At 60.3% G+C, this 22,290-nt stretch carries 22 protein-coding genes; 11 read left to right on the top strand and 11 right to left on the bottom strand.

Translation table 11 applies throughout. From position 1 onward, the window contains the following. Positions 1-5 precede the first annotated feature (5 nt). A complete protein-coding gene (sbcB, locus tag CFII64_RS21910; RefSeq protein WP_020293037.1) occupies positions 6-1,436 on the bottom strand; it encodes an exodeoxyribonuclease I in 1,431 nt (476 codons plus the stop codon). A gap of 215 nt (positions 1,437-1,651) precedes the next feature. Here sbcB and CFII64_RS21905 point away from each other — a divergent pair, with 215 nt between their 5' ends. Genes CFII64_RS21905 through CFII64_RS21880 form a run of 6 tightly spaced genes read left to right on the top strand, consistent with a single transcriptional unit; the run spans position 1,652 to position 8,542 of the window. Then, positions 1,652-2,377, top strand: a complete 726-nt coding sequence (locus tag CFII64_RS21905; protein ID WP_020293036.1) for an RDD family protein — start codon at positions 1,652-1,654, stop codon at positions 2,375-2,377. After that, entirely contained in the window at positions 2,374-3,354 is a 981-nt protein-coding gene (locus tag CFII64_RS21900) for a stage II sporulation protein M (protein WP_020293035.1), read from the top strand. The genes CFII64_RS21905 and CFII64_RS21900 overlap by 4 nt, the downstream gene beginning before the upstream one ends. Then, positions 3,341-4,930 (top strand): DUF4129 domain-containing protein, encoded by a 1,590-nt coding sequence (locus CFII64_RS21895; RefSeq protein WP_020293034.1) that lies wholly within the window; start codon positions 3,341-3,343, stop codon positions 4,928-4,930. The genes CFII64_RS21900 and CFII64_RS21895 overlap by 14 nt, the downstream gene beginning before the upstream one ends. Beyond that, positions 4,927-6,144, top strand: coding sequence for a DUF4350 domain-containing protein (locus CFII64_RS21890; protein ID WP_020293033.1), 1,218 nt, complete (start codon positions 4,927-4,929; stop codon positions 6,142-6,144). Before CFII64_RS21895 ends, CFII64_RS21890 begins: the two co-directional genes overlap by 4 nt. Beyond that, positions 6,141-7,202: a MoxR family ATPase gene (locus tag CFII64_RS21885; protein WP_020293032.1), complete on the top strand. Its 1,062-nt coding sequence runs from the start codon at positions 6,141-6,143 to the stop codon at positions 7,200-7,202. Before CFII64_RS21890 ends, CFII64_RS21885 begins: the two co-directional genes overlap by 4 nt. A gap of 8 nt (positions 7,203-7,210) precedes the next feature. Next, positions 7,211-8,542 (top strand): DUF58 domain-containing protein, encoded by a 1,332-nt coding sequence (locus CFII64_RS21880; RefSeq protein WP_084488300.1) that lies wholly within the window; start codon positions 7,211-7,213, stop codon positions 8,540-8,542. A 36-nt stretch (positions 8,543-8,578) separates the two neighbouring features. Here the strand turns inward: CFII64_RS21880 and CFII64_RS21875 are convergent, their stop codons facing one another. Then, on the bottom strand, positions 8,579-8,938 hold the full coding sequence (locus CFII64_RS21875; RefSeq protein WP_020293030.1) for a PilZ domain-containing protein: 360 nt from the start codon (positions 8,936-8,938) through the stop codon (positions 8,579-8,581). A 256-nt stretch (positions 8,939-9,194) separates the two neighbouring features. Continuing rightward, positions 9,195-9,569, bottom strand: coding sequence for a tol-pal system YbgF family protein (locus CFII64_RS21870; RefSeq protein ID WP_020293029.1), 375 nt, complete (start codon positions 9,567-9,569; stop codon positions 9,195-9,197). Positions 9,570-9,745: 176 nt separating this feature from the next. Between CFII64_RS21870 and pyk the strand changes: the two genes are divergently transcribed. Further along, positions 9,746-11,197 carry a pyruvate kinase gene (gene pyk, locus CFII64_RS21865; RefSeq protein WP_020293028.1) on the top strand — a complete coding sequence of 484 codons (1,452 nt, stop codon included), beginning with the start codon at positions 9,746-9,748 and terminating at the stop codon, positions 11,195-11,197. Positions 11,198-11,374: 177 nt separating this feature from the next. On the opposite strand, the gene CFII64_RS21860 is transcribed toward pyk, so the two are convergent. Continuing rightward, positions 11,375-12,313 carry an iron-sulfur-binding ferredoxin reductase gene (locus CFII64_RS21860; RefSeq protein ID WP_020293027.1) on the bottom strand — a complete coding sequence of 313 codons (939 nt, stop codon included), beginning with the start codon at positions 12,311-12,313 and terminating at the stop codon, positions 11,375-11,377. Further along, positions 12,306-13,367 (bottom strand): diguanylate cyclase, encoded by a 1,062-nt coding sequence (locus CFII64_RS21855; RefSeq protein WP_020293026.1) that lies wholly within the window; start codon positions 13,365-13,367, stop codon positions 12,306-12,308. The genes CFII64_RS21860 and CFII64_RS21855 overlap by 8 nt, the downstream gene beginning before the upstream one ends. Before the next feature lie 433 nt (positions 13,368-13,800). Here CFII64_RS21855 and CFII64_RS21845 point away from each other — a divergent pair, with 433 nt between their 5' ends. Continuing rightward, a complete protein-coding gene (locus CFII64_RS21845) occupies positions 13,801-15,324 on the top strand; it encodes a fumarate hydratase (RefSeq protein ID WP_020293024.1) in 1,524 nt (507 codons plus the stop codon). 99 nt (positions 15,325-15,423) lie between these two features. On the opposite strand, the gene CFII64_RS21840 is transcribed toward CFII64_RS21845, so the two are convergent. From CFII64_RS21840 to CFII64_RS21820, 5 genes are all read right to left on the bottom strand, one after another. Continuing rightward, entirely contained in the window at positions 15,424-16,008 is a 585-nt protein-coding gene (locus CFII64_RS21840) for a DJ-1/PfpI family protein (RefSeq protein WP_177325434.1), read from the bottom strand. A gap of 110 nt (positions 16,009-16,118) precedes the next feature. Next, entirely contained in the window at positions 16,119-17,276 is a 1,158-nt protein-coding gene (locus CFII64_RS21835) for a phosphatidylserine/phosphatidylglycerophosphate/cardiolipin synthase family protein (protein WP_020293022.1), read from the bottom strand. After that, on the bottom strand, positions 17,276-17,857 hold the full coding sequence (locus CFII64_RS21830; RefSeq protein WP_020293021.1) for a YceI family protein: 582 nt from the start codon (positions 17,855-17,857) through the stop codon (positions 17,276-17,278). Before CFII64_RS21830 ends, CFII64_RS21835 begins: the two co-directional genes overlap by 1 nt. Before the next feature lie 82 nt (positions 17,858-17,939). Further along, a complete protein-coding gene (locus tag CFII64_RS21825) occupies positions 17,940-18,278 on the bottom strand; it encodes a hypothetical protein (protein WP_044901609.1) in 339 nt (112 codons plus the stop codon). Then, entirely contained in the window at positions 18,275-19,381 is a 1,107-nt protein-coding gene (locus tag CFII64_RS21820; RefSeq protein WP_020293019.1) for a serine hydrolase, read from the bottom strand. The genes CFII64_RS21825 and CFII64_RS21820 overlap by 4 nt, the downstream gene beginning before the upstream one ends. A 323-nt stretch (positions 19,382-19,704) precedes the next feature. Here CFII64_RS21820 and olsB point away from each other — a divergent pair, with 323 nt between their 5' ends. After that, positions 19,705-20,460 carry an L-ornithine N(alpha)-acyltransferase gene (gene olsB / locus CFII64_RS21815; protein ID WP_020293018.1) on the top strand — a complete coding sequence of 252 codons (756 nt, stop codon included), beginning with the start codon at positions 19,705-19,707 and terminating at the stop codon, positions 20,458-20,460. Further along, on the top strand, positions 20,460-21,248 hold the full coding sequence (locus tag CFII64_RS21810; RefSeq protein ID WP_020293017.1) for a lysophospholipid acyltransferase family protein: 789 nt from the start codon (positions 20,460-20,462) through the stop codon (positions 21,246-21,248). Before olsB ends, CFII64_RS21810 begins: the two co-directional genes overlap by 1 nt. On the opposite strand, the gene CFII64_RS21805 is transcribed toward CFII64_RS21810, so the two are convergent. Continuing rightward, complete coding sequence (locus CFII64_RS21805) at positions 21,209-21,805, bottom strand: ACP phosphodiesterase (protein ID WP_020293016.1); 597 nt, start codon at positions 21,803-21,805, stop codon at positions 21,209-21,211. The genes CFII64_RS21810 and CFII64_RS21805 overlap by 40 nt on opposite strands. A 162-nt stretch (positions 21,806-21,967) precedes the next feature. Between CFII64_RS21805 and CFII64_RS21800 the strand changes: the two genes are divergently transcribed. Continuing rightward, on the top strand, positions 21,968-22,282 hold the full coding sequence (locus CFII64_RS21800) for a helix-turn-helix transcriptional regulator (RefSeq protein ID WP_020293015.1): 315 nt from the start codon (positions 21,968-21,970) through the stop codon (positions 22,280-22,282). Positions 22,283-22,290 lie beyond the last annotated feature (8 nt).

Here is a 22,290-nt window from a genome sequence, read left to right as displayed (position 1 = left end):
TTTTATCAAAGGTCCAGGCGCTGGCGTAACTGTGCGACATAATCCTGCCATTGGCTCAATACCTTGAGCTGTTCGGGCGTGGCACTAAGGGTCAATTCGGCGAGTGCCGCTGTAAAACCTTGTAAGGTATTAGGAGCCCCGTACTCCGCGGCCTGCAAGCGATCCTGACAAAATTTACGCCAGTGCTGTTGCTCGGCGTTGCTCAGCGTGTGCGGGAAGTTACGGGCGCGGTAGCGGAATAACAATTCAGGCAACCGCAGGTCATCGAAAGGCCACGACTCGGCCGCCAACTGTTCAGGTTCGGCCGTGCGTACTTGTTCACAGAGCCTGCGATCTCGATCACCAATAAAACCGTCATACAGTTGCTGCTCGGGATCCTGACTGGCAGCAAAATCCTCACGCCCGTAAACCGCCTTGAGTTTGTCCTGCCAGACACCCTGCGCGTCTTGAAGCGCGCGGGCACGCGCATGCAAAGCCGGCATATCCAGTTGTAAGCGCTGCTGATCTTCAGCACGCAACACCTTTAAAGGTGCGATTACCGGGCAACGATTTATATGCAGCAATTTGAGCGGTACCGGCAGCTCGCCATCGGCCAGATCTTCGCGCCGGGTATATAACCGCTGTCGCAATATTTCCGGGTCTTGCTCCAGTAGCGGCGAATGATCCAGATGTAAATCGCAGACGATCAGTGCATTGCGATTCTGCGGATGCCACGCCAGCGGAAGCACCACACCCAAATAATGCCGGGCAGCGGAAAATCTTCCGGAAATGTGAACCAGTGGTTCCAGCAGACGAATTTGCTCCTGGACTTTCTGCTTACTGCGCAACTGGAAAAGATAATCATAAAGCCGGGGCTGTTTTTCCCGAATCAGGCGCGCCAGACCAATAGTGGCGCGCACATCGGATAACGCATCGTGGGCATGCCCGTGGTCAATGCCGTTGGCGGCAGTCAGACGCTCAAGTTTGAGCGTCACGCGGCCTTCTTCTTCAGGCCAGACAATGCCGTCCGGACGCAATGCGTAAGCGGCACGCACCACATCAATAAGATCCCAGCGGCTGTTGCCGCCCTGCCATTCACGGGCGTAAGGGTCGAAGAAGTTGCGATACAGGCTGTAGCGGGTTATTTCGTCATCGAAGCGCAGCGTGTTGTAACCCGCGCCGCACGTACCGGGGGCAGACAGTTCGGCATGCACCCGAGTCATGAACTGCGCTTCTCCCAGACCACTCTCAGCCAGTCGTGCCGGTGTGATTCCGGTAATCATGCACGCCGCAGGATGAGGCAGAATATCGTCGCTGGGCTGACAATAGAGATTGACCGGCGCGGCAATTTCATTGAGATCGGCATCCGTGCGGATACCCGCCACCTGAAGTGCGCGATCATTGCGCGGGTTGATACCGGTGGTTTCGTAGTCGTACCAGAATATGCTGGAGGTCACGGGCTGATCCTGAACTAAAGATCGGCAAAGTGTAGGACTTCCCATAGGCAAAACGCGAATTAGAGATAATTCGTTGCACATCGAAACCATTTCTTACAACAGCTGCTCTCAGAGTTCAGTTGCTTAGCATCCCTGCCGTGGCTAGTCTTGCTGGCTAGCTGGCGCCGAACCGGCAATAACCCTCAGCATCACTCTCAGGTGTCTCGCCCCCGACAATGCCAACCCCGCACGTTTTGCCAAGGAACGCACCGCCACCCGCGCCACTGGATACCCGCACCCGAATCGAAACCCCGGAAGGCATCGATTTGATCATGCGTCCTGCCGGCCTGGTACCGCGCGCTATCGCGTTCAGCATCGACTTCGGTATCCGCGCCCTGGTCATGGCAATCCTGTTCGTGCTGTTCAGCTTCTTCGACAAGTTCGGCATGGGCCTGAGCGCCATGGCGATGTTTCTCGTCACCTGGTGGTACATGGTGCTGTTCGAAGTGCTGAATCAGGGACGCACGCCCGGCAAGCACTTCATGGGCCTGCGGGTCATTCACGACGACGGCACGCCCATCGGCTGGACATCCTCGCTGATCCGCAACCTGCTGCGCTTCGTCGACATGCTGCCGTTCGGCTACAGCATCGGCGCCATCACTTGCCTGCAACACCCGCAATTCAAGCGACTTGGCGACCTTGCCGCCGGAACACTGGTGGTCTATCGCGACATGCCGTTGCAGCGCCCTGAGCTGCCCTTCGCCGAACCGCTGATCGCGCCGTTCGTCCTGAGCCTGGAAGAGCAGCGCGCGCTGCTCGGTTTCGCGGAACGCCAGGCGGATCTGTCGCCCGAGCGTGCCCGCGAACTGGCTTCGATTGTTGCCCAACCCCTGCATGTTCACCCCGAACAGGCGGTGGCTCACCTCAACGGGATCGCACGCGGCCTGCTGGGTCCGACATGAAACAGAGCCTCTTCGAAAGCCGTCATCAGCCGGACTGGCAGCTGTTCAGCGAACAGCTGGAGGCCCTTGAAAAGGGTAAGGCAAATGCCGCCACGAGCCTGACGTTTCCCGGAGATTACCGGCGCATCTGTCATCAACTGGCCCTTGCCCAGGAACGCGGCTACAGCAGCCACCTGATCGATCCGCTGCAGCAACTGGCCATGCGCGGCCATCAGCAGCTGTATCGTCATCGCAGCGCTGTCGGCATGCAGGTTCTGAGTTTCATAGTGGCCGGCTTTCCCCGTCTGGTGCGTGCCGAGTGGCGATTCGTGGGGATTGCCGGGGTGCTGTTTTTCGGCAGCCTGATCGGCATGGGCCTGCTGGTGCATGGCTTTCCCGATCTGGTGTACAGCGTGATCGATGCCCAGCAGGTCGCCGAAATGGAAAGCATGTACGACCCCACGGCACTGCGCATCGGCCAGGCACTGGAACGTGAATCCAGCGACGACTGGATGATGTTCGGCTACTACATCATGCATAACATCGGTATCGCCTTTCAGACCTATGCGACCGGGTTGCTGTTCGGGCTGGGCAGCCTGTTCTTCCTGTTTTTCAACGGCCTGATGATCGGTGCCGTTGCCGGGCATTTGACCGGCATCGGCTACGGCCAGACGTTCTGGTCGTTCGTCGTCGGCCACGGCGCCTTCGAGCTGACGGCTATTGCCCTGGCGGGCGCTGCCGGTTTGAAACTGGGCTGGTCATTGCTGGCCCCCGGCCGCCTGACCCGTGGCGAAGCGCTGCGACGTGCGGCGCAAAAAAGCCTGCAACTGATCTATGGCGTGATTCTGTTCCTGCTGATCGCGGCATTCATAGAAGCCTATTGGTCGTCGATGGTCTGGCCCGGTCCCGCCGTTAAATACGCGGTCGGCGCGGCGCTTTGGGCATTGGTGATCAGCTACCTGGTTTTCGCCGGACGGACTGCCCATGCGCCTGACTGACGCCAGCGTGGCGATTCGGCCACGCAATCCCTGGGAAGCCATCGATCTGGGCGTGCTGTTGGCTCAGGAGCACCGTCGTCTGCTGATGGCCAGCTGGGCCATGGTGACCCTGCCGGTCTTCGCTTTATTGAGTCTGGTGTTCTGGGACTATCCAACCCTGGCAATCGTGCTGTTCTGGTGGCTGAAGCCGGTCTTCGAACCCTTGCCGCTGCTGATTCTTTCTCAGGCATTGTTCGGCCCGGCACCGACCCTCAAAGGCGCCGTTCAGGCGTGGCTGCGCCTGCTGAAACCGCAACTGCTGGCCAGCCTCACATGGCGCAGGTTCAGTCTCGCCCGCAGCTTCACACTGCCCGTGCAACAACTGGAAAACCTGTCGGGCGTGCAACGCAGTTTGCGTGTCGGTCTGCTCAGCCAGAAGGACCTGCGCGCCGCGCGCTGCCTGACTCTGGTGGGCAGTGCGCTGGAGCTGAGCCTGTGGATCGCAATGGGCATCCTGTTTTACGCGCTGATCCCGCCACAGATCGAAATCGACTGGAGCTGGCGCACGCTGGTGGATATCGAAGGCAGCTGGAATTGGCTGGAGCACCTGACCAACGCCTTTTATGCGCTGGTGTTGGTGGTCTGGGGGCCAATCTACGTTGCCTGCGGCTTCACGCTTTATCTGAACCGCCGCACCGCTTTGGAAGCATGGGACATCGAGCTGGTTTTGCGTCGCCTGCGCCAGCGCCTGATCGGCAGCGCGTATGTGCTGATCATCGGTGCAGGGCTCATCCTGAGCACGTTGGCGCCACCGGCATGGTCGGCGGAAGATGATTCAAGCTGCCCGGTTCCACTCCAGGCGGAACACGCCTTTGGAAAGCATGAAGCTGGCCCTGATACGGCGCGGCTGACCCACCAGCCTTTGTCCAGCGAAGCCGCGCGCCAGCAAATCAAGACGCTGCTGGAGCAACCGCCGTTCAAGAACCCCAAAGCTGTCTCCGGCTGGCGGTTCGCCGAAGAAAAGTCGGCACCCAACGCACCCAAAGCCGAGCACAAATCCAACCCGCCGCTCAAATGGCTGAGCTGGTTACTCAATGCGGCCAGCGTCGCCTCCGAAATTATCAAAGTGTTGTTGTGGGGCGTTGTCATTGCCCTGGTCGGTCTGGTGATCTGGCGCTACCGAAGCTGGTTCAGCACGCTGGTCAATCGCAAGGCACCCAAAGCGCCCATGCTTCGCAACACTCCGGCGCAGATGTTCGGGCTCAAAGTGGGCGCGCAAAGCCTGCCCGATGACGTAGCGGGCAGCGCCGAAAAACTGTGGCCGAACCAACCCCGCGAGGCACTCGGCCTGTTGTATCGGGCCCTGCTGAGTCGCTTGCTCACTGATTATCGGCTGCCGCTGAAAAGCGCCGACACCGAGGGTGAAGTGCTGGAACGTGTGGCACAGCTGAACCAACAGCCGCTGCACGATTTCAGTATCAGCCTGACCCGGCACTGGCAGAACCTCGCTTACGGCCATCAGCTCCCGCCCGCTCATGTCGGACAGGAGCTCTGCGACAACTGGCGCCAGCTGTTCAAGACCGGGGCGCAACGATGAGCCGAGGCAGAATCCTGTTGATCGCGCTGCTGGCGTTGCTGGCCTTGGGGCTTGTCGGCCTGTACCTCGTCAAACATCTTGAGCGCTACGAAGAAACCGTCGACCAGGGCCCTGCGCCTGAAGTACGCGCCAATCCTTATCTGGCTGCCGAAAACTTCCTGCGACAGCGCTCGATTCCCGTGCAGCTCAGCGACACGCCCGGCAATCTGCCCGCGCCGGCTCAGCTGCCACAGACGCTGATGCTCCTCGACAGCCGGGAAAACATGACGCCCGGCCAGGTCGACAAGCTGCTGCGCTGGGTTCGCGCCGGCGGACGGCTGCTGTTTGTGGCCGAACAGCTGTGGAACGAAAAGAAAGGCCGCAGCGGCGACGCACTGCTCGACCGGCTGCACATCCATCAATTGCTGACCACGGAGCTGCACGAGCAGGAACGGCAACAGGATGATGAGCGATTCAAACCGGTCATTCCGTTGCTCGCCCCGACCCACAAGGCGCCCGCCGTCCCTTGGCCCGAGCTCACTCGCCTGTATGTCGAAAATGATGAAGCGCCGGCGTACATGAGTTTCGATACCAGCTTCCACCTTGAAGACCCGCTTGATCAGGCGCACTCCTGGGCCAATAGCGCTGCCGCGACCCACATGCTGCAAATCGTTTATGGCGAAGGGCTGGTTACCGTGGTCACCGATGCCGACCTGTGGAAAAACCGCGCCATCGCCAGGTACGACAATGCGTGGCTGCTGTGGTATCTGACCCAGGGCAGCGAGGTCACCATGGTGTTGCGCACCCAGCACGACAATCTGTTCAGCCTGTTGCTGCGGCATTTCCCTCTGGCGCTGACCACTCTGGCGCTACTGATCGGCTTCGCGTTGTGGCATGCCGGCACCCGTTATGGCCCACTGCAGGTTCCGGCGGGACGGGCGCGTCGACAGCTGACCGAACACTTGCGGGCCAGTGCCGACTTCCTTCGCCGGCGCAGCGGCCAGCAAGCGCTATTGCGAAGTCTGCAGCTGGATATCCTGCGCCGTGCCCGGCAACGCCATCCAGGCTTCGAAACGCTGGGAGTGACCGATCAGTGGCAAGTGCTGTCGCGTCTCACCCGCCAACCGACCAGCGCCATCAGCCAGGCCTTGCGCCCGCGGCCCGTGCAGCGAATGTCGAATGCAGATTTCACCCGTCAGGTGGCCCACCTGCAAATCCTCAGGAATGCCTTATGAGCGAGCAACCGACCCAACCGTCGAACCACAGCGAACCTGTTGTCGATTTCACTCTCGATCCTGTGCTCGAACCCGTGGCCGCAGTCAGCAACCAGGCCCAGCAGCGGCAACGCGCCAGCCATCTCGCCCAGGCGTTGCGCACCGAACTGCAAAAAGCCGTGATCGGCCAGAGCGCCGTCGTCGATGATGTATTGACTGCCTTGATTGGCGCCGGTCATGTGCTGATCGAAGGGGTGCCGGGGCTTGGCAAGACCTTGCTGGTGCGCGCCCTGGCCCGCTGCATTGGCGCCGACTTCGCGCGCATCCAGTTCACCCCCGACCTGATGCCCAGCGATGTCACCGGCCATGCCGTGTACGACATGCAGACCGAGCAGTTCAAGTTGCGCAAGGGGCCGCTGTTCACCAATCTGCTGCTGGCCGACGAAATCAACCGGGCGCCGGCCAAGACCCAGGCCGCATTGCTCGAAGCCATGCAGGAACGTCAGATCACCCTCGAAGGCCGGGCGCTGCCCATCGCCCAGCCATTCATGGTGCTGGCGACCCAGAACCCGATCGAACAGGAAGGCACTTACCCCCTGCCCGAAGCCGAGCTGGACCGCTTCATGCTCAAGCTGCGCATGGACTACCCCGATATCGCCGAAGAGCTGAACATGGTGCGCCAGGTCACCCGGTCGACCCGCGCCGACATGCTCGACGTGCAGCCACTGCGGGTCATCCTGCAGGCCAAGGAAGTTCAGGTTCTGCAACGCATCGCCAGCGAACTGCCACTGGATGAACAGGTGTTGGATTATGCCGTGCGCCTGGCACGCGCCACTCGTACATGGCCCGGCCTGACGCTGGGCGCAGGTCCACGCGCGTCCATCGCACTGGTGCGCGGCGGGCGCGCCCGGGCGTTGCTGCGCGGCGGCGAATTCGTGATTCCCGACGACATCAAAGGCTGCGCCCTGGCTGTATTACGCCACCGGGTCCGGCTCTCCCCCGATCTGGATATCGAAGGCCTTTCCGTGGACCAGGTACTGCGGCAGATGCTCGATCAGGTCCCGGCGCCGCGCCTGTGAAACAGACGCTGAAACCGTCGGTTACCTTGCTGTACGGGCTGGCGGGTCTCTCAGCAGGTGCAGTGCTGCTGGGGATTCTTTCGGCATTGAATCTCGACGTCCCCAGGGAAATCGACACGCTGTACTGGGCGTTGCTCGCGGCCATGCTGTTACTGGCGCTGCTGGATGCCTGGCGCCTGAAACGGCTGCCTTCGCCAGACATGCAACGTCATCTGCCTGGCAGCCTGGCGCTGGGTCGTTGGGGCGAGGTACGCCTGGACCTGAGTCACAACTACCCTTCAGCCTTGGCCATCGCGGTGTTCGATCATCCTCCTGCGGGCCTGGACTTCGAACATCAGCCGCAGTCCGTAATCCTGCAACCCGGCACGAACAGCCAGATCGGTTATCGCCTGCGTCCTTTACAACGCGGGCTGTTCAACTTCGAACGCTGCGAAATCAGCCTGCCCAGCCCGATGGGGCTGTGGACCGCCCGTCGCTATCTGCCGCTGCCGGGCACGACTCGGGTCTATCCGGACTTCGCCCGTCTGTATGGCGGGCAATTGCTGGCTGTGGATAACTGGCTGAGCCAGCTCGGTGTGCGCCAGCGGCAGCGCCGGGGGTTGGGCCTGGAATTCAATCAGCTACGCGAGTTTCGGGAAGGCGACAGCTTGCGCCAGATCGACTGGAAAGCCACCGCCCGGCAACGCACGCCGATTGCCCGGGAATACCAGGACGAGCGCGATCAGCAGATCATGTTCATGCTCGATTGTGGACGCCGCATGCGCAGCCAGGACGGTGACCTTGCCCATTTCGACCACGCCCTCAATGCCGCTTTGTTGCTCAGCTATGTCGCGCTGCGCCAGGGCGATGCCGTGGGTTTCTCGACCTTTGCCAGCGAGCAGAACCGCCATCTGGCGCCGGTCAAAGGCTCTGACCAGCTGAACGTGCTGCTCAATACGGTCTACGACCTTGCCAGCACCCAGCGACCGGCCGACTACAGCGCTGCCGCGCGCCAGTTGCTCGCCAGACAAAAACGCAGGGCGCTGGTGGTGCTGATGACCAATCTGCGTGATGAAGACGACGACGAACTGCTGACAGCGGTCAAACACCTTGGCCAGCGTCATCGGGTTCTGGTGGTCAGCCTGCGAGAGGAGGTTCTGGATAACTTGCGACAGACGCCGGTCCAGACGCTGGAAGAAGCGCTGACCTACTGCGGAACCGTCGACTTTCTGAATGCCCGGGCAGGCCTGCTTGAGCGCTTGAACGCCCACGGCGTGAAGGTCCTGGATTCACGTCCGGGACAACTGGGGGCCGAACTGGTCAGCCGTTATTTAAGCTGGAAAAAAGCCGGAACGCTGTGATTGCACTGGCGAAAAACGCCAGCTCGCGGGTGGCTCTCAGGCTGAAGCTTCCAGCGGATAAAAACTGAAGTACTGGCGCAGCGCACCAATCAGTTCAATGTATTCGTCCGGCGCGTCCTGCACCTTGAATCCCGAGTCGTAGCTCCCTGGGGTTTCATCTTCATGACACCAAAGACAAGTCGCTACAACGTCCAGAGTCTTTTGAAGACCTCGCTCACCGGGTACCGCCAGACGCAGATGGAAATCAGCGCCCACCAGTACCGGCAAATCGCTGATCAACATCAGCCCTTGCTCGGAAACATTACCCAGGCAACCAATCGGCTTTTTCGTGTACCGATTGACCACTTGCAGGTAATACGGCAATTGATGCCGTTCGATTCGTCGTTCTTTTAACATGGTCAGTCGCCGTCATAGACCATTTAGCATGGCCACGCTAATGCCTTTATGGTGTTGCATCCCTGACCTGAGCCTGACTGCGGGCAAATGCTTCAAGGTTGTTATCCGAGGGAACGTGCGTGTGACTGACCAACAGCCACAGAAGTCACGTCACTCAAGCATTAACCACTCTACTTGATCACCCACCACGGAGAGCCTAGCGCAAACATGCCGATCGGCCACCCAAAAACGATACCGCCCATCCAATCGGGTGTATCTATCTTGAAGCAGGGTACGTTTTGACCTGCACCCGAGCCGGATAATGCCCTAGCTGTTGCAGCGTATCCAGACGTGCCTGGGCGCGGAAGGCGTATTCGTTATTGGGGTACTGGCTGATGATGAAGCGGTAGGTCTGGGCCGCATCGACAAACAGTTTTTGCCGTTCCAGACACTGCCCGCGCAGCATGGAAACCTCCGGCTGTACATATCGCCGGGCCCGGCTCTGGCGCTCGACTTTGGACAGATCGAGCATGACGCTTTCACAATCGCCGCGATCATAAGCACGGTAGGCGCTGTTCAGATTGGAATTCATTGACCAACGGGTACAGCCGCTGATTGCAGCCATCACTACTAAAATCATCACGATACGCATGGGACTCTCCTGTGCTCTGCAATGTATCGACCTGATCACGGATTTCTTCAAGCCTTGAGACAACCGATTGTCTACTGATTGCCCTGTCCACCGGCAACGAGGTAGTGCAAAGGAACAATGACTACAGAGCAAGACAGTAGTAGCCTCTCGCTGCGCTTCATTTAAGGAGTTTGTGCATGACCGTACGCCGTACCAAAATCGTCGCCACCCTTGGCCCTGCCAGTAACTCGCCGGAAGTCATCGAACAACTGATCCTTTCGGGTCTGGACGTTGCTCGCCTGAACTTTTCCCACGGCACGCCGGATGAGCACAAGGCTCGCGCCAAGCTGATTCGCGAAATCGCCGCCAAGCACGGGCGCTTCGTCGCACTGCTGGGGGATCTGCAAGGTCCGAAAATTCGTATCGCCAAATTCACCGACAAGCGAATCGAGCTCAAGGTCGGTGACAAGTTCACCTTCTCCACCGCTCACCCGCTGACGGACGGCACCCAGGCAATCGTCGGTATCGATTACCCCGACCTGGTCAAGGATTGCGGCGTTGGCGACGAGCTGTTGCTCGACGACGGACGCGTGGTCATGCGCGTCGATACCCAGACCGCCAACGAGCTGCACTGCACCGTGCTGATCGGTGGTCCGCTTTCAGATCACAAAGGCATCAACCGTCGCGGCGGTGGCCTGACGGCGCCGGCACTGACTGAAAAAGACAAGCTGGACATCAAGCTCGCGGCAGAAATGGAGCTGGATTACCTGGCCGTTTCCTTCCCGCGCGATGCCGCTGACATGGAATACGCTCGCCAGCTGCGTGACGAATCCGGCGGTACTGCCTGGTTGGTGGCGAAGATCGAACGCGCCGAAGCCGTGGCCAACGATGAAGTACTCGATGCCCTGATCCGCGCCAGCGATGCAGTCATGGTTGCCCGTGGCGACCTGGGCGTGGAAATCGGCGACGCGGAACTGGTCGGCATCCAGAAGAAAATCATCTTGCACGCACGTCGCCATAACAAAGCGGTCATCGTTGCCACGCAAATGATGGAATCGATGATCTCCAGCCCGATGCCGACGCGCGCCGAAGTGTCCGACGTGGCCAACGCCGTGCTCGACTACACCGACGCCGTGATGCTGTCCGCGGAAAGCGCCGCTGGTTCGTACCCGATCGAAGCCGTACAGGCCATGGCGCGCATCTGCGTCGGCGCCGAAAAGCACCCGACCGGCAAGACCTCCAGCCACCGCATCGGGCACAAATTCACCCGTTGTGACGAAAGCATTGCGCTGGCGGCCATGTACACGGCCAACCACTTCCCGGACGTGAAAGCGATCATCGCGCTGACCGAAAGCGGCTACACGCCGCTGATCATGTCGCGCATCCGTTCTTCGGTGCCGATCTACGCGTTCTCCCCGCACCGCGAAACCCAGGCCCGCGCCGCCATGTTCCGTGGCGTCTACACCGTGCCTTTCGACCCGGCAGCCCTGCCACCGGGCCAGGTCAGCCAGGCTGCGGTCGACGAACTGCTCAAGCGCGGCCTGGTTGAACAAGGCGATTGGGTGATCCTGACCAAAGGTGACAGCTATCACACCATTGGCGGCACCAATGGCATGAAACTGCTGCACGTTGGCGACCCATTGGTTTAAGACTGCACACGCAACACCCAAAGCCCCGGCTCGCGAGAGTCGGGGCTTTTTTGTAGCTGATTACTTCTGGACGCCCCTTTGAGAGATTCTATGTTTGAGGGCAACCCACAGACGCCGCAGATGTGGTGTCTGCACCACGGGATGACCGCATTTCACCTGTGGGAGCGAGCCACTCAATCATTCCCGCCCCAGAAACACATCCGCCAACACCTGATTGCGCGGTAACCCGGCCAGATACAAGCGTTTGGAGAATCCTTCGACGCTGGCCGGGCTGCCGCATACCAAGGCCATGGTCCGCCGGGACAGCAGGCGTAAGTCAGCCAGTGCTTCAGGCAAGTCGTCGGTTGTTGTCAGTTGTACGCGCAGGCTGGAATGCCGGGCCGCCAGCTCGGCAAGCGGCCCGGCCAGATAATGTTCGCTGCCGTTGCGGACCAGATGCACCAGCCGGATCGGCCCTTGGTGCTCCTGGCGCACTGCCTCGCGCAATACACCCCACAACGGCCCGAGCCCGGTGCCAGCTGCCAGCAATAAAAGCGGCCGTTCCTGCCAGTCCGGATCGTATTGCAACGCTCCGCCGCGCAATTCGCCGAGGCCGACAGTATCGCCTGCCTCCAATTGCCGGGCGACATCAATGAACGCGCCAGACTGGTGGCAATCGAGGTGAAATTCCAGAAACGCGTCTTCTCCCGGCACGCTCGCCAGTGAGTAAGGTCGGGCTACACCGCTGGCCGTCCAGAGCACCAGATGCTGACCCGCGCGATAGCGTAAAGGCCGCTCGGGTTGCAGACGCAAGCGCAATACAGACGGGCTGAGCCAGTCACAGCCCATCACGCGAGCAGGAACCCCGTCGCGCAGTGGATCGAACGCCTGAACCGTCAGGTCTTCCACGACCCGGCACTGACACGCCAGACGCCAGCCTTGCTGACGCTTGCCCGCATCCAGCGCCTCGGGAAGCGCATCGAGTGGCTCGCCTGCGCAGCAGCGCACCAGGCAGGCATGGCAACTGCCCGCCCGACAGCTGTAAGGAACGCGCAATCCGGCCTGATTAAGCGCATCGAGCAAATTGCTGCCCGCTGCGACCGACCACTGGCGGTCGCCGACGCGCAAGTCAGGCATCGACCGATTCCCAGGCCGCCACGCAGCGGTTACGCCCACTGCGTTTGGCCAGATACAACGCCTGATCCGCGCGATGCAGGCCGTCATCAAGGTTGTCGCCCCAGCGCAGCAGGGTCATGCCAATAGACAGACTCAGGCCCGCGTCGGGCAAATCATTGAGCTGAACCCGCGCAAATGCCTCGCGCACGCGCTCGCAGCAGTCGATCAGTTGTTGCTCGGTGCAATGAGGTATCAGCAGCACGAATTCTTCTCCGCCATAACGCGCCAGCACATCAGTGTCGCGCAGGCAATCTTCGGCATGGGCGGCGAAGGCTTGCAGTACCTGGTCACCGGCGGCATGGCCGTAGCTGTCATTGATGCGTTTGAAGTGGTCAAGATCGATCAGGGCCAGCCCGTGAAAAGCATAGCCATCAAGCAGAGCAAGCTCCCGAGTGGCCATACGCAAGAAGTAACGACGATTGTACAGGTTGGTCAGTTCATCAGTCGCGGCCAGTTCTTCAAGTTGCAGCATCATGCCGCGCAAGGTGTCCTGATGCGCCTGCAAGGCATACCGACGCTGGCGCATGCGCATGCGTTGGGTGTGCACGTAGCTGGCAAAAAGGCTAAGCCAGAGCAGCATGACGAACAAGGCACTCAATTGCAGCAGCGCGGTAGCCGGGTGCGCCATCTGCGCCTGGGAGAATTCCCAGGCGTTGATGCCACAGAAGCTGGCAAGAACCAGCGCTGAACAGCGGGCAAACACAATCGGCGTCAGCTGAAACAGCCCGAACAGCAGGATCGGGGCATACAGAATCAAAAACGCGCCCCGGGCGGTGTCCAGATAGAAAATCAGCCAGGTTAGCCAACCCAAGGCCAGCAGGACTTGAAACTCGGTCAGACTTGCGTCCTTGAAGCGCTGATTGAATCGACTGAGGAAGACCCCCAGCAGCACAAACTGACTCAACACCACCAAAGTACTGCCGATGATCGCTACATGAAGCGGTTGATGAAGCTCTCCAGCATAGATCGCCAGCCAGGTAAGCGACATGACGATCAAATAGGTCGCTGCGGCCATCCCAAAACGTTTTAAAAAGAGGGACTGCGTGGTTGGAGAGATGACTCTCCCGCTCATCGTGCTCAAAAGGATTCCTTCCCATAGCGGCACCAGGCCCAAACCTTAGCCTTGGATCCAAAAGTTGACCAGCTGTAAAGATAAATACGTTCAAATATGTTCAATTGCAACCGGCATAAATCAGCGCAAGTCCTCTAAAACCGGCGACTGCGAAGCATTTCGCTTGCAGCCCACAGGCGCACTGCTACCAAGACAAGCCCGCAGTATGACAATAGACTCTTGTTAACCGATAGATGGACCTGCGCAACCAGCGGGTTATACTGCCGCGCCTTTTTGCGCCAGCCGAACTTGCCGTAACAACGCTGATACAACAGCCGCGTTTTGTAGAATTCGGCACACATTTGAATGTTCCCGTCCCAACAGAGGAGCGCGCCCCATGACCGTGATCAAGCAAGACGACCTGATTCAAAGTGTCGCTGATGCCCTGCAGTTCATTTCCTACTACCACCCGGTAGATTTCATTCAAGCCATGCATGAAGCGTATCTGCGTGAAGAGTCGCCGGCTGCCCGCGACGCCATGGCTCAGATCCTGATCAACTCGCGTATGTGCGCCACCGGTCATCGCCCCATCTGCCAGGATACCGGCATCGTCACCGTGTTCGTTCGCGTGGGTATGGACGTGCGCTGGGATGGCGCCACCATGAGCCTGGACGACATGATCAACCAGGGCGTGCGTCAGGCTTACAACCTGCCGGAAAACGTCTTGCGCGCTTCGATCCTGGCCGACCCGGCCGGTGCTCGCCGCAACACCAAGGACAACACCCCCGCCGTTATCCATTACTCCATCGTCCCGGGTAACACCGTGGAAGTGGACATCGCGGCCAAGGGCGGCGGTTCGGAAAACAAATCGAAGATGGCGATGCTCAACCCGTCCGACTCGATAGTCGACTGGGTATTGAAAACCGTACCGACGATGGGCGCTGGCTGGTGCCCGCCGGGCATGCTCGGCATCGGTATCGGCGGCACCGCCGAAAAAGCTGCGGTGATGGCCAAGGAAGTGTTGATGGAGTCCATCGACATTCACGAGCTGAAACTGCGCGGCCCATCCAACCGTATCGAAGAGATGCGCCTGGAGCTGTTCGAGAAGGTCAACCAACTGGGCATCGGCGCCCAGGGTCTTGGCGGCCTGACCACCGTGCTCGACGTGAAGATCATGGATTACCCGACCCACGCCGCTTCGTTGCCGGTGTGCATGATCCCCAACTGCGCTGCGACCCGGCACACGCACTTCGTCCTGGATGGCAGCGGCCCGGTCGCACAGGAAGCGCCGCCGCTGGACGCCTACCCGGAAATCGTCTGGGAAGCAGGCCCGTCCGCGCGCCGCGTCGACCTCGACACACTGACGCCTGAAGACGTGCAGAGCTGGAAGCCGGGCGAAACCGTCTTGCTCAACGGCAAGATGCTCACCGGTCGTGACGCGGCACACAAACGCATGGTCGAAATGCTCAACAAGGGCGAAACCCTGCCGGTTGATCTCAAAGGCCGCTTCATCTATTACGTCGGCCCGGTTGATCCGGTACGCGAAGAAGTAGTTGGCCCGGCTGGCCCGACCACCGCAACGCGGATGGACAAATTCACCCGGCAGATCCTCGATCAGACCGGCTTGCTGGGCATGATCGGCAAATCCGAGCGCGGCCCGACCGCTATCGAAGCGATCAAGGACTACAAAGCCGTCTACCTGATGGCAGTGGGCGGCGCGGCTTATCTGGTGGCGCAGGCCATCAAGAAGTCCCGCGTCGTGGCCTTCGCCGAACTGGGCATGGAAGCGATCTACGAGTTCGAGGTCAAGGACATGCCGGTCACTGTCGCCGTGGACAGCAACGGCGAATCGGTACACATCACCGGCCCGCAGATCTGGCAGAAGAAGATCAGTGAGAGTCTGGCGGTTGAAGTGCAGTAAGCACGCCAGCCACCTATAAAAAACCCGCAGCGATGCGGGTTTTTTTATATCAACGCTAATCCCGTCGAAGCGAGGCTTGCCCGCGAACCTGCACGTTTATCAAAGCTTTATTTCAGTCCCCAACAACACCAGAAATCCCGCCAGCCACGCCGGATGCGCCGGCCATGCCGGCGCGGTCACCAGGTTGCCTTCGGTGTGTGCGGCGGTTACGTCGATGTCCATGAAGGTGCCACCGCTCAGACGCACTTCAGGCGCACAGGCCGGATAGGCGCTGCATTCGCGGCCTTTGAGAATGCCGGCCGCGGCCAGAATCTGCGCGCCGTGGCACACCGCTGCGATAGGTTTTTGCGCTTTGTCGAACGCCCGCACCCACTCAAGAACGGTGTCATTCAGACGCAGGTATTCCGGCGCCCGCCCGCCAGGAACCAACAACGCGTCGTAGTCTTCGAGCGTGACTTTGTCAAAGTCGTGATTCAACGCGAAATGGTGCCCCGGTTTCTCGCTGTAGGTCTGGTCGCCCTCGAAGTCATGAATCGCCGTGCGCACCGTCTGCCCGGAACGCTTGCCGGGGCAGACCGCATGCACGACATGCCCGACCATTTGCAGGGCCTGGAATGGCACCATCACTTCGTAGTCTTCGACGTAATCGCCGACGAGCATCAGGATTTTTTTGGCAGCCATCATCGTTCTCCTCTTGGGTAATAAAGCCAGTATCGGCCGAAGTACAAAGGGCTAGGTAACAGCCTAGTACTACAAGAGCAGAAGTCGATGATCGCTGGCGTCAACGGCCGACCTCAGTTACGCCTGTCCAGCGCATTGACCACCAACCGATCCACCCAGCCCCAGATGCGTTGCTTGATCCGACTCCACAACGGACGGCTTTTCCAGGCATCGAGCGTGATTTGCGTACTTACCGCAAAGTCCTTTTCGAAGCTGGCGACCACATCATCGGTCAACCCGGAATCCAGCGCTTCAAGGTTGGCTTCCAGATTGAAGCGCAGGTTCCAGTGATCGAAGTTGCAGGAACCGATGCTGACCCAATCGTCAATCAGGACCATTTTCAAGTGCAGAAAGCACGGCTGGTATTCGAAGATTTTCACCCCGGCACGCAGCAGGCGCGGGTAATAGCGATGACCGGCGTAGCGCACCGACGGGTGATCGGTGCGTGGGCCGGTGAGCAACAGGCGCACATCGATGCCGCGCTCGGCCGCCTTGCGCAGCGAACGTCGGACTTTCCAGGTCGGCAGGAAATACGGCGTCGCCAGCCAGATGCGTTTGTGGCCGCTGTTCAGCGCGCGAACCAGGGATTGCAGGATGTCCCGATGCTGGCGAGCGTCGGCATACGCCACACGGCCCAGCCCTTCTCCCGAAACCGGCACCTTGGGCAGACGCGGCAGGCCGAAGTTTTGCTCCGGACGCCAGGCCGTGCGGCGTGGGTTGGCGTGGAACTGGCGGTCGAACAGCGCTTGCCAGTCGATGACCAGCGGCCCGGCGATCTCCACCATCACTTCATGCCAGTCGCTGGCGTCCTTGTTAGGGTCCCAGAACTCATCGGTCACGCCGGTCCCGCCGACCACCGCCAGTTCCTTGTCGACCAACAACAGCTTGCGATGGTCGCGATAGAAATTGCGCACGCCGCGCCGCCAATGGATGCGGTTGTAAAAACGCAGGATGACCCCGGCGTCGGTAAGCCGTTTACGCAGGCTCAAGGTGAAAGCCTGCGCACCAAAGTCATCGAACAGGCAGCGCACGATAACGCCACGCTTGGCCGCATCCACCAATGCGCGGACCACGGCTTCGGCACAGCCGCCCGCCTCCACGAGGTAGAGCTCCAGTTCCACTTGCTGCTGCGCGCCATCGATGGCGGCAATCATGCGTGGAAAGAACGCCGGACCGTCGATCAGCAATTTGAATTGGTTGTCCTTGCGCCAAGGAAAGATCGCCCCGGCCATCAGCGAGCCGTGAAAATCAGAACAGCGCCAACGGGGACCGACAGGCTGATGGCTGATAATCCAGCCACGCTGCGCAAGGTCTTGAGGCCGGGCACCAGATCGAAGTCCTGGGCATGCATGACCAGCGGCTCAAGGGTCACGACCTGAAAGCGCCGTTGATCAAGGCGCGTGGCGAGCAGCTCGGCGTTGTAACTGTGAGTTTTGCCATGCAGCTGGACGGTCAACGGCAAGCGCAATTCCAGCTGCGCGCCCGGCGCCAGGTCGTTGATCGGCTGCAGATTCAACTTCGCGTTGATGCGCGCGGCAGGGAATTTGTCGACTTCAAACAGCGCGTCGCGAATACGCTCATCGCGCAGGGCAATGCCGGTACTCACCGACTCCAGCTCGACTTCCAGCTCGGCCACGCCTTTGGGATCGACTTTGCCGTGCAAAGTGAGGAAGCGATGCACTTCAGCGGTGTCGGCATTTTTCGTGGACGTGAACGACAAGCGCGACGACTCGTTATCCAGATACCAGTTCGCCTGAGCGGGAAGCGCGAGCACGGCCAAAAAGGCCAGCAGCAGGCGGGTGGTGGTGTGCATGCAAACTCCAGATGCGCATTGAGGAAGCAACCTTACCGCCTGTCTGACAGCTGGCAAACCGCTATGTTCGCAGCACGGGTCATCAAGGTGTCTGCGGCACCAGCCGACAGCCCTGGCGCTCGCCCTGCCAGGCGGCGACGCTGCTACGGCCGAGGCCGCTGGCGGTCACTCGTTTGTTGGCTGCGTCGTCGGTCAACGTACTGGGTACGTACTGTCTGACGTAGACGCGGCAATAGTCGGCGGAATTAAGCACGACGTAGCGACAGGAGCAATACTCTTTGGCGGTGTAGGCGCTGATGATGCCGGGGAATGCATGCAGGGCGACGCGGTTTTGCCAGACCAGCACGGCCACGGCGAACAGGATCAACAGCAGCAGGCTGCTGAAGGGGCGGCGGCGGATGAAATGTCGGCGCGTCATCATTGGCCGTCCTTTTTGCGGAAGGCCGCCAGGGCAAGCTTGAGCAGATGATTGTGGTCATAACTGCCATCGCGATCATCGGCGTAACGCACGATCACCAACCCGGCGCTGGGCATCACATACAACGCCTGCCCCCAATGCCCCAAGGCTGCGAACGTATCGGGCGGCGCGTCCGGCCAGGGCCCGTTCGCGCCGTCCAGTGTGCGGTTGAGCCACCATTGCCCGCCGGGGATTTCAGCGCCGGGGTTTACGTTCAGTCCAGTGAACGGTATCAGTACGAAATTCACCCAGGCCCCGGGCAGCAATTGTCGATCATGCCAGCGACCTTTGCGCTGCATCAGCAAGCCGATGCGCGCCAGGTCTCGGGCGGTCATGTAGGCGTAGGACGAGCCCACGAAAGTGCCAACGCCATCGGTTTCCCAGGCAGCACTGCGAATGCCCAGCGGTTCGAAGAGTGCGGACCAGGGGTAATCCGCGTAAGCCTGCGCGCCGACCATGGTTTTCAGCGCAGCTGAGAGCAGATTGCTGTCGCCGCTGGAATACAGAAATGAAATCCCCGGCATTTGCCCACGCTGATGCTCGGCGGCAAAGCGCGCCATATCACCGCGCCCTCGGGTGTAGAGCATGGCGACCACCGATGAATTGAGTGGCGCGTATTCGTAGTCTTCCTGCCAGTCCAGACCGGAAGCCCAGTGCAGCAAGTCACGCAGTTTGATATCGGGATGGACCGTCATAGGCGGATAAAACTTCGCTACTGGATCATCCAGCGCAAAGCGTCCTTCGCCGAACGCCACGCCCAGCACAGTTGCCATCACGCTTTTGCTGATCGACCAGGTCAGGTGCGGCGTGGCCGCCGTGGTCTCGCCTGCGTAACGTTCATAGACCACCTGGCCGTTACGGATAACCAGCAGAGCGTCAGTGCGTACACCGTTGCGCCCGGTCTCGTCGCGGGCCGGGAACGCATAGTTTTCCAGCGTCTCAAGCGCCGCAGTTGCGGGAGCGGGATTGACCGACCAATGCTCCGCCGGCCAGTTTTCGGCGTTGGCTGACACAGCATGAATGCTGGCGAACAGCAGCATGAATAAACAGCGCAGCCGACGAGGCATGGGACCGACCTTTTGCAGAGTCCGGCAACTGTAGCAGCGCTTCATGACAGAACGCGGGGGTGGCAAATCCCCGTAGGAGGTTTGCTGTAGGACCGGCTTTAGCCGGGAGGGCGATTGATGCCTTCGCGACTAAAGTCGCTCCTACGACCGATTCACGGGTAACCGCGCGCCAACAGATACGGCATTCCGGCCCCGTCACACAACCATCACCAAAGCGTCATGGTCATGACACGGCGTCTGCCTAGCCTGCATAAGTACAGCAAAGCGCTTGGCCATTTCAGCCCATCGCCCGCACTTGCAGGGCTGGCTCACGGAGATTTCGCATGACCCAGATCGCTCGTATTCGCGACACCGCTAACGACCGCCGCCTTCAGGCCGAACGCCTGATCGGCAGCAAAGCCTTGCAGGAAGCACAGGCCCTGCGTTTCAGTGTGTTCAGCGGCGAATTCAACGCCAAACTCAAAGGCGCGGAATTGGGCCTGGATATGGACGACTACGATGTGCATTGCTCGCACATCGGCGTTCGTGACTTGAGCACCGGCAAGCTGGTCGCCACCACTCGCCTGCTCGATCACAAAGCGGCCAATACGTTGGGCCGTTTCTACAGCGAAGAAGAGTTCAGCCTGCACGGCCTGAGTCATCTGCAAGGCCCGATCCTGGAACTGGGTCGCACCTGCGTCGATCCTGCCTACCGCAACGGCGGCACCATCGCGGTGCTGTGGAGCGAACTGGCCGAGATTCTCAACGAAGGCGCTTACAGCTACCTGATGGGTTGCGCGAGCATCCCGATGCAGGACGGCGGCATTCAGGCCCACGCCATCATGCAGCGCCTGCGCGAACGCTACCTGTGTACTGAAAACCTGCGCGCCGAGCCGAAAAATCCGCTGCCTTCTCTGGATCTGCCGAGCAACGTGATCTGCGAAATGCCGCCGCTGCTCAAGGCCTACATGCGCCTGGGTGCAAAAATCTGCGGCGAGCCGTGCTGGGACGAAGATTTCCAGGTGGCCGACGTATTCATCCTGCTCAAGCGCGACGAACTCTGCCCGCGCTACGCCCGTCACTTCAAGGCAGCAGTCTAATGAGCCGCACGCGCGGGTATGCGCGAGTGGCCAGAGTCTTGCTGGTCATTGCCCTGGGCCTGACAATTGCCGGCGCGTTTTCCTTGATGGAGCGCTTGCGGATCGGCAACTCCATGGCCCGCCGCCAACGCTGGAGCCGCTGGTTCATGGCGCGCCTGACCAACGCCCTGCCGTTTCGCGTCACCGTGAGCGGCGAGCTGCCGCGTCAGCCGATGTTGTGGGTCAGCAACCACGTGTCATGGACCGACATTCCGCTGCTGGGCATGCTCGCCCCGCTGTCATTCCTGTCCAAGGCCGAGGTGCGCACCTGGCCGGTGGCCGGCTGGCTGGCGCTGAAAGCCGGCACGCTGTTCATTCGCCGGGGTTCGGGTGACAGCCGTTTGATCCAGCGACAGATGAGCAATCACCTGCAAACGAACAATGCACTGATGATCTTCCCGGAAGGCACCACCACCGACGGCCGCAGCCTGCGCACCTTTCATGGCCGCCTGATGTCCAGCGCCATCGATACGGGCGTGCCGTTGCAACCGGTGGCGATTCACTATTCGCGCAATGGCAAACCCGACCCTATCGCGCCATTCATTGGCGATGACGATCTGCTTTCCCACCTGCGCCGCTTGTTCGCCAACGAACAAGGTGACGTGCATATCCAGTTGCTCAAGCCAATCGCCACGCTCGGCCAGGAACGTGCGGCGCTGGCCTTTCAAGCCCAGCAGGCCGTTCAAGTTGCGTTATTCGGCGAGATCGCTCAACCGACCGAAGTGTCCCGTCCAGCCAGAGCGGCTTGAGAGAAACGCTGCAGCACTGGATAAAACTCAGCGAAGTCCGCGCTCAACGGCTGGTACAGCGCCTGCAGTTCCTGCATGGCGCCCGCCAGCCCTTGCGGTCGTGACAAACGCCGGGAAATTCCCGCCAGCACTTGTTCCACCACGGCAAAATCCCGATACGAACTCAACCAGTCCTGCGCGGCCATGCGCGGCGCAATCAGCGCCAGGCTGCCGGGCAGTTCCGGCTCGGCGGCGAGCACGCCATACACCTTGCGCGTGAACGTCTCCAGCGGCATATCGGCGTAGAGCAGCCAGTCCCGAGCCAGGCAATGGTCGAAAAACACGTCAAGGATGATCCCCGCATAACGCCGTCGTGCGGCGGGAAAACGCGCAATCGCGTCTTTGACCAGCGGATGGCTGTCGGTGAAGGCATCAATGCTGCGATGCAACTGGATGGCGTCGGCCAGCTCGTCGGAAAAGCGCCCAGCCAAAGGCCCTTTGACGAAATCGCCATACAGGCTGCCGAGCAATTGCGGCGGGCGCTGGCCGCCGAGGTGCAGATGAGCGAGGTAATTCATGCCGCCAGCGTACGCCTGCAAACGCCTGACAGGCAAATATCGTTATAACCCGATATAGCGTTTTACGCACTCCTCAGCAGAAAATCATATTTGTATATCGCGAAATACCAATATAAAGTTCGCTCCATCGCGATATAGCGCTATACCCATATTGAGAACGAAATGCCTATCGACCTCGACGAAATAATAAAAGCCCTGGCTCACCCTGTTCGCCGTGAAATCCTGGTGTGGCTCAAAGATCCCCTCACCTGCTTTCCCGATCAGGAGCACTCCACGGAAAACGGTGTCTGCGCCGGTCAGATTGACCAACGCGCGGGCCTTTCGCAGTCCACGATTTCTGCCCACCTGGCGACGCTGCAACGCGCCGGCCTGATCAGCAGCAAGAAAGTCGGCCAATGGCACTTCTTCAGACGCAACGAAGAGGTCATCCAGGCCTTCATCGACGCACTGCTGCTGGAACTGAAAAAGCCGTCCTGATCCGCCGC

This window comes from Pseudomonas sp. CFII64 (assembly GCF_000416235.1).
Classification (GTDB): Bacteria; Pseudomonadota; Gammaproteobacteria; order Pseudomonadales; family Pseudomonadaceae; genus Aquipseudomonas.
Note: the sequence above shows the minus strand (reverse complement) of the source record. Positions and strands in the feature narration are given on the sequence as shown.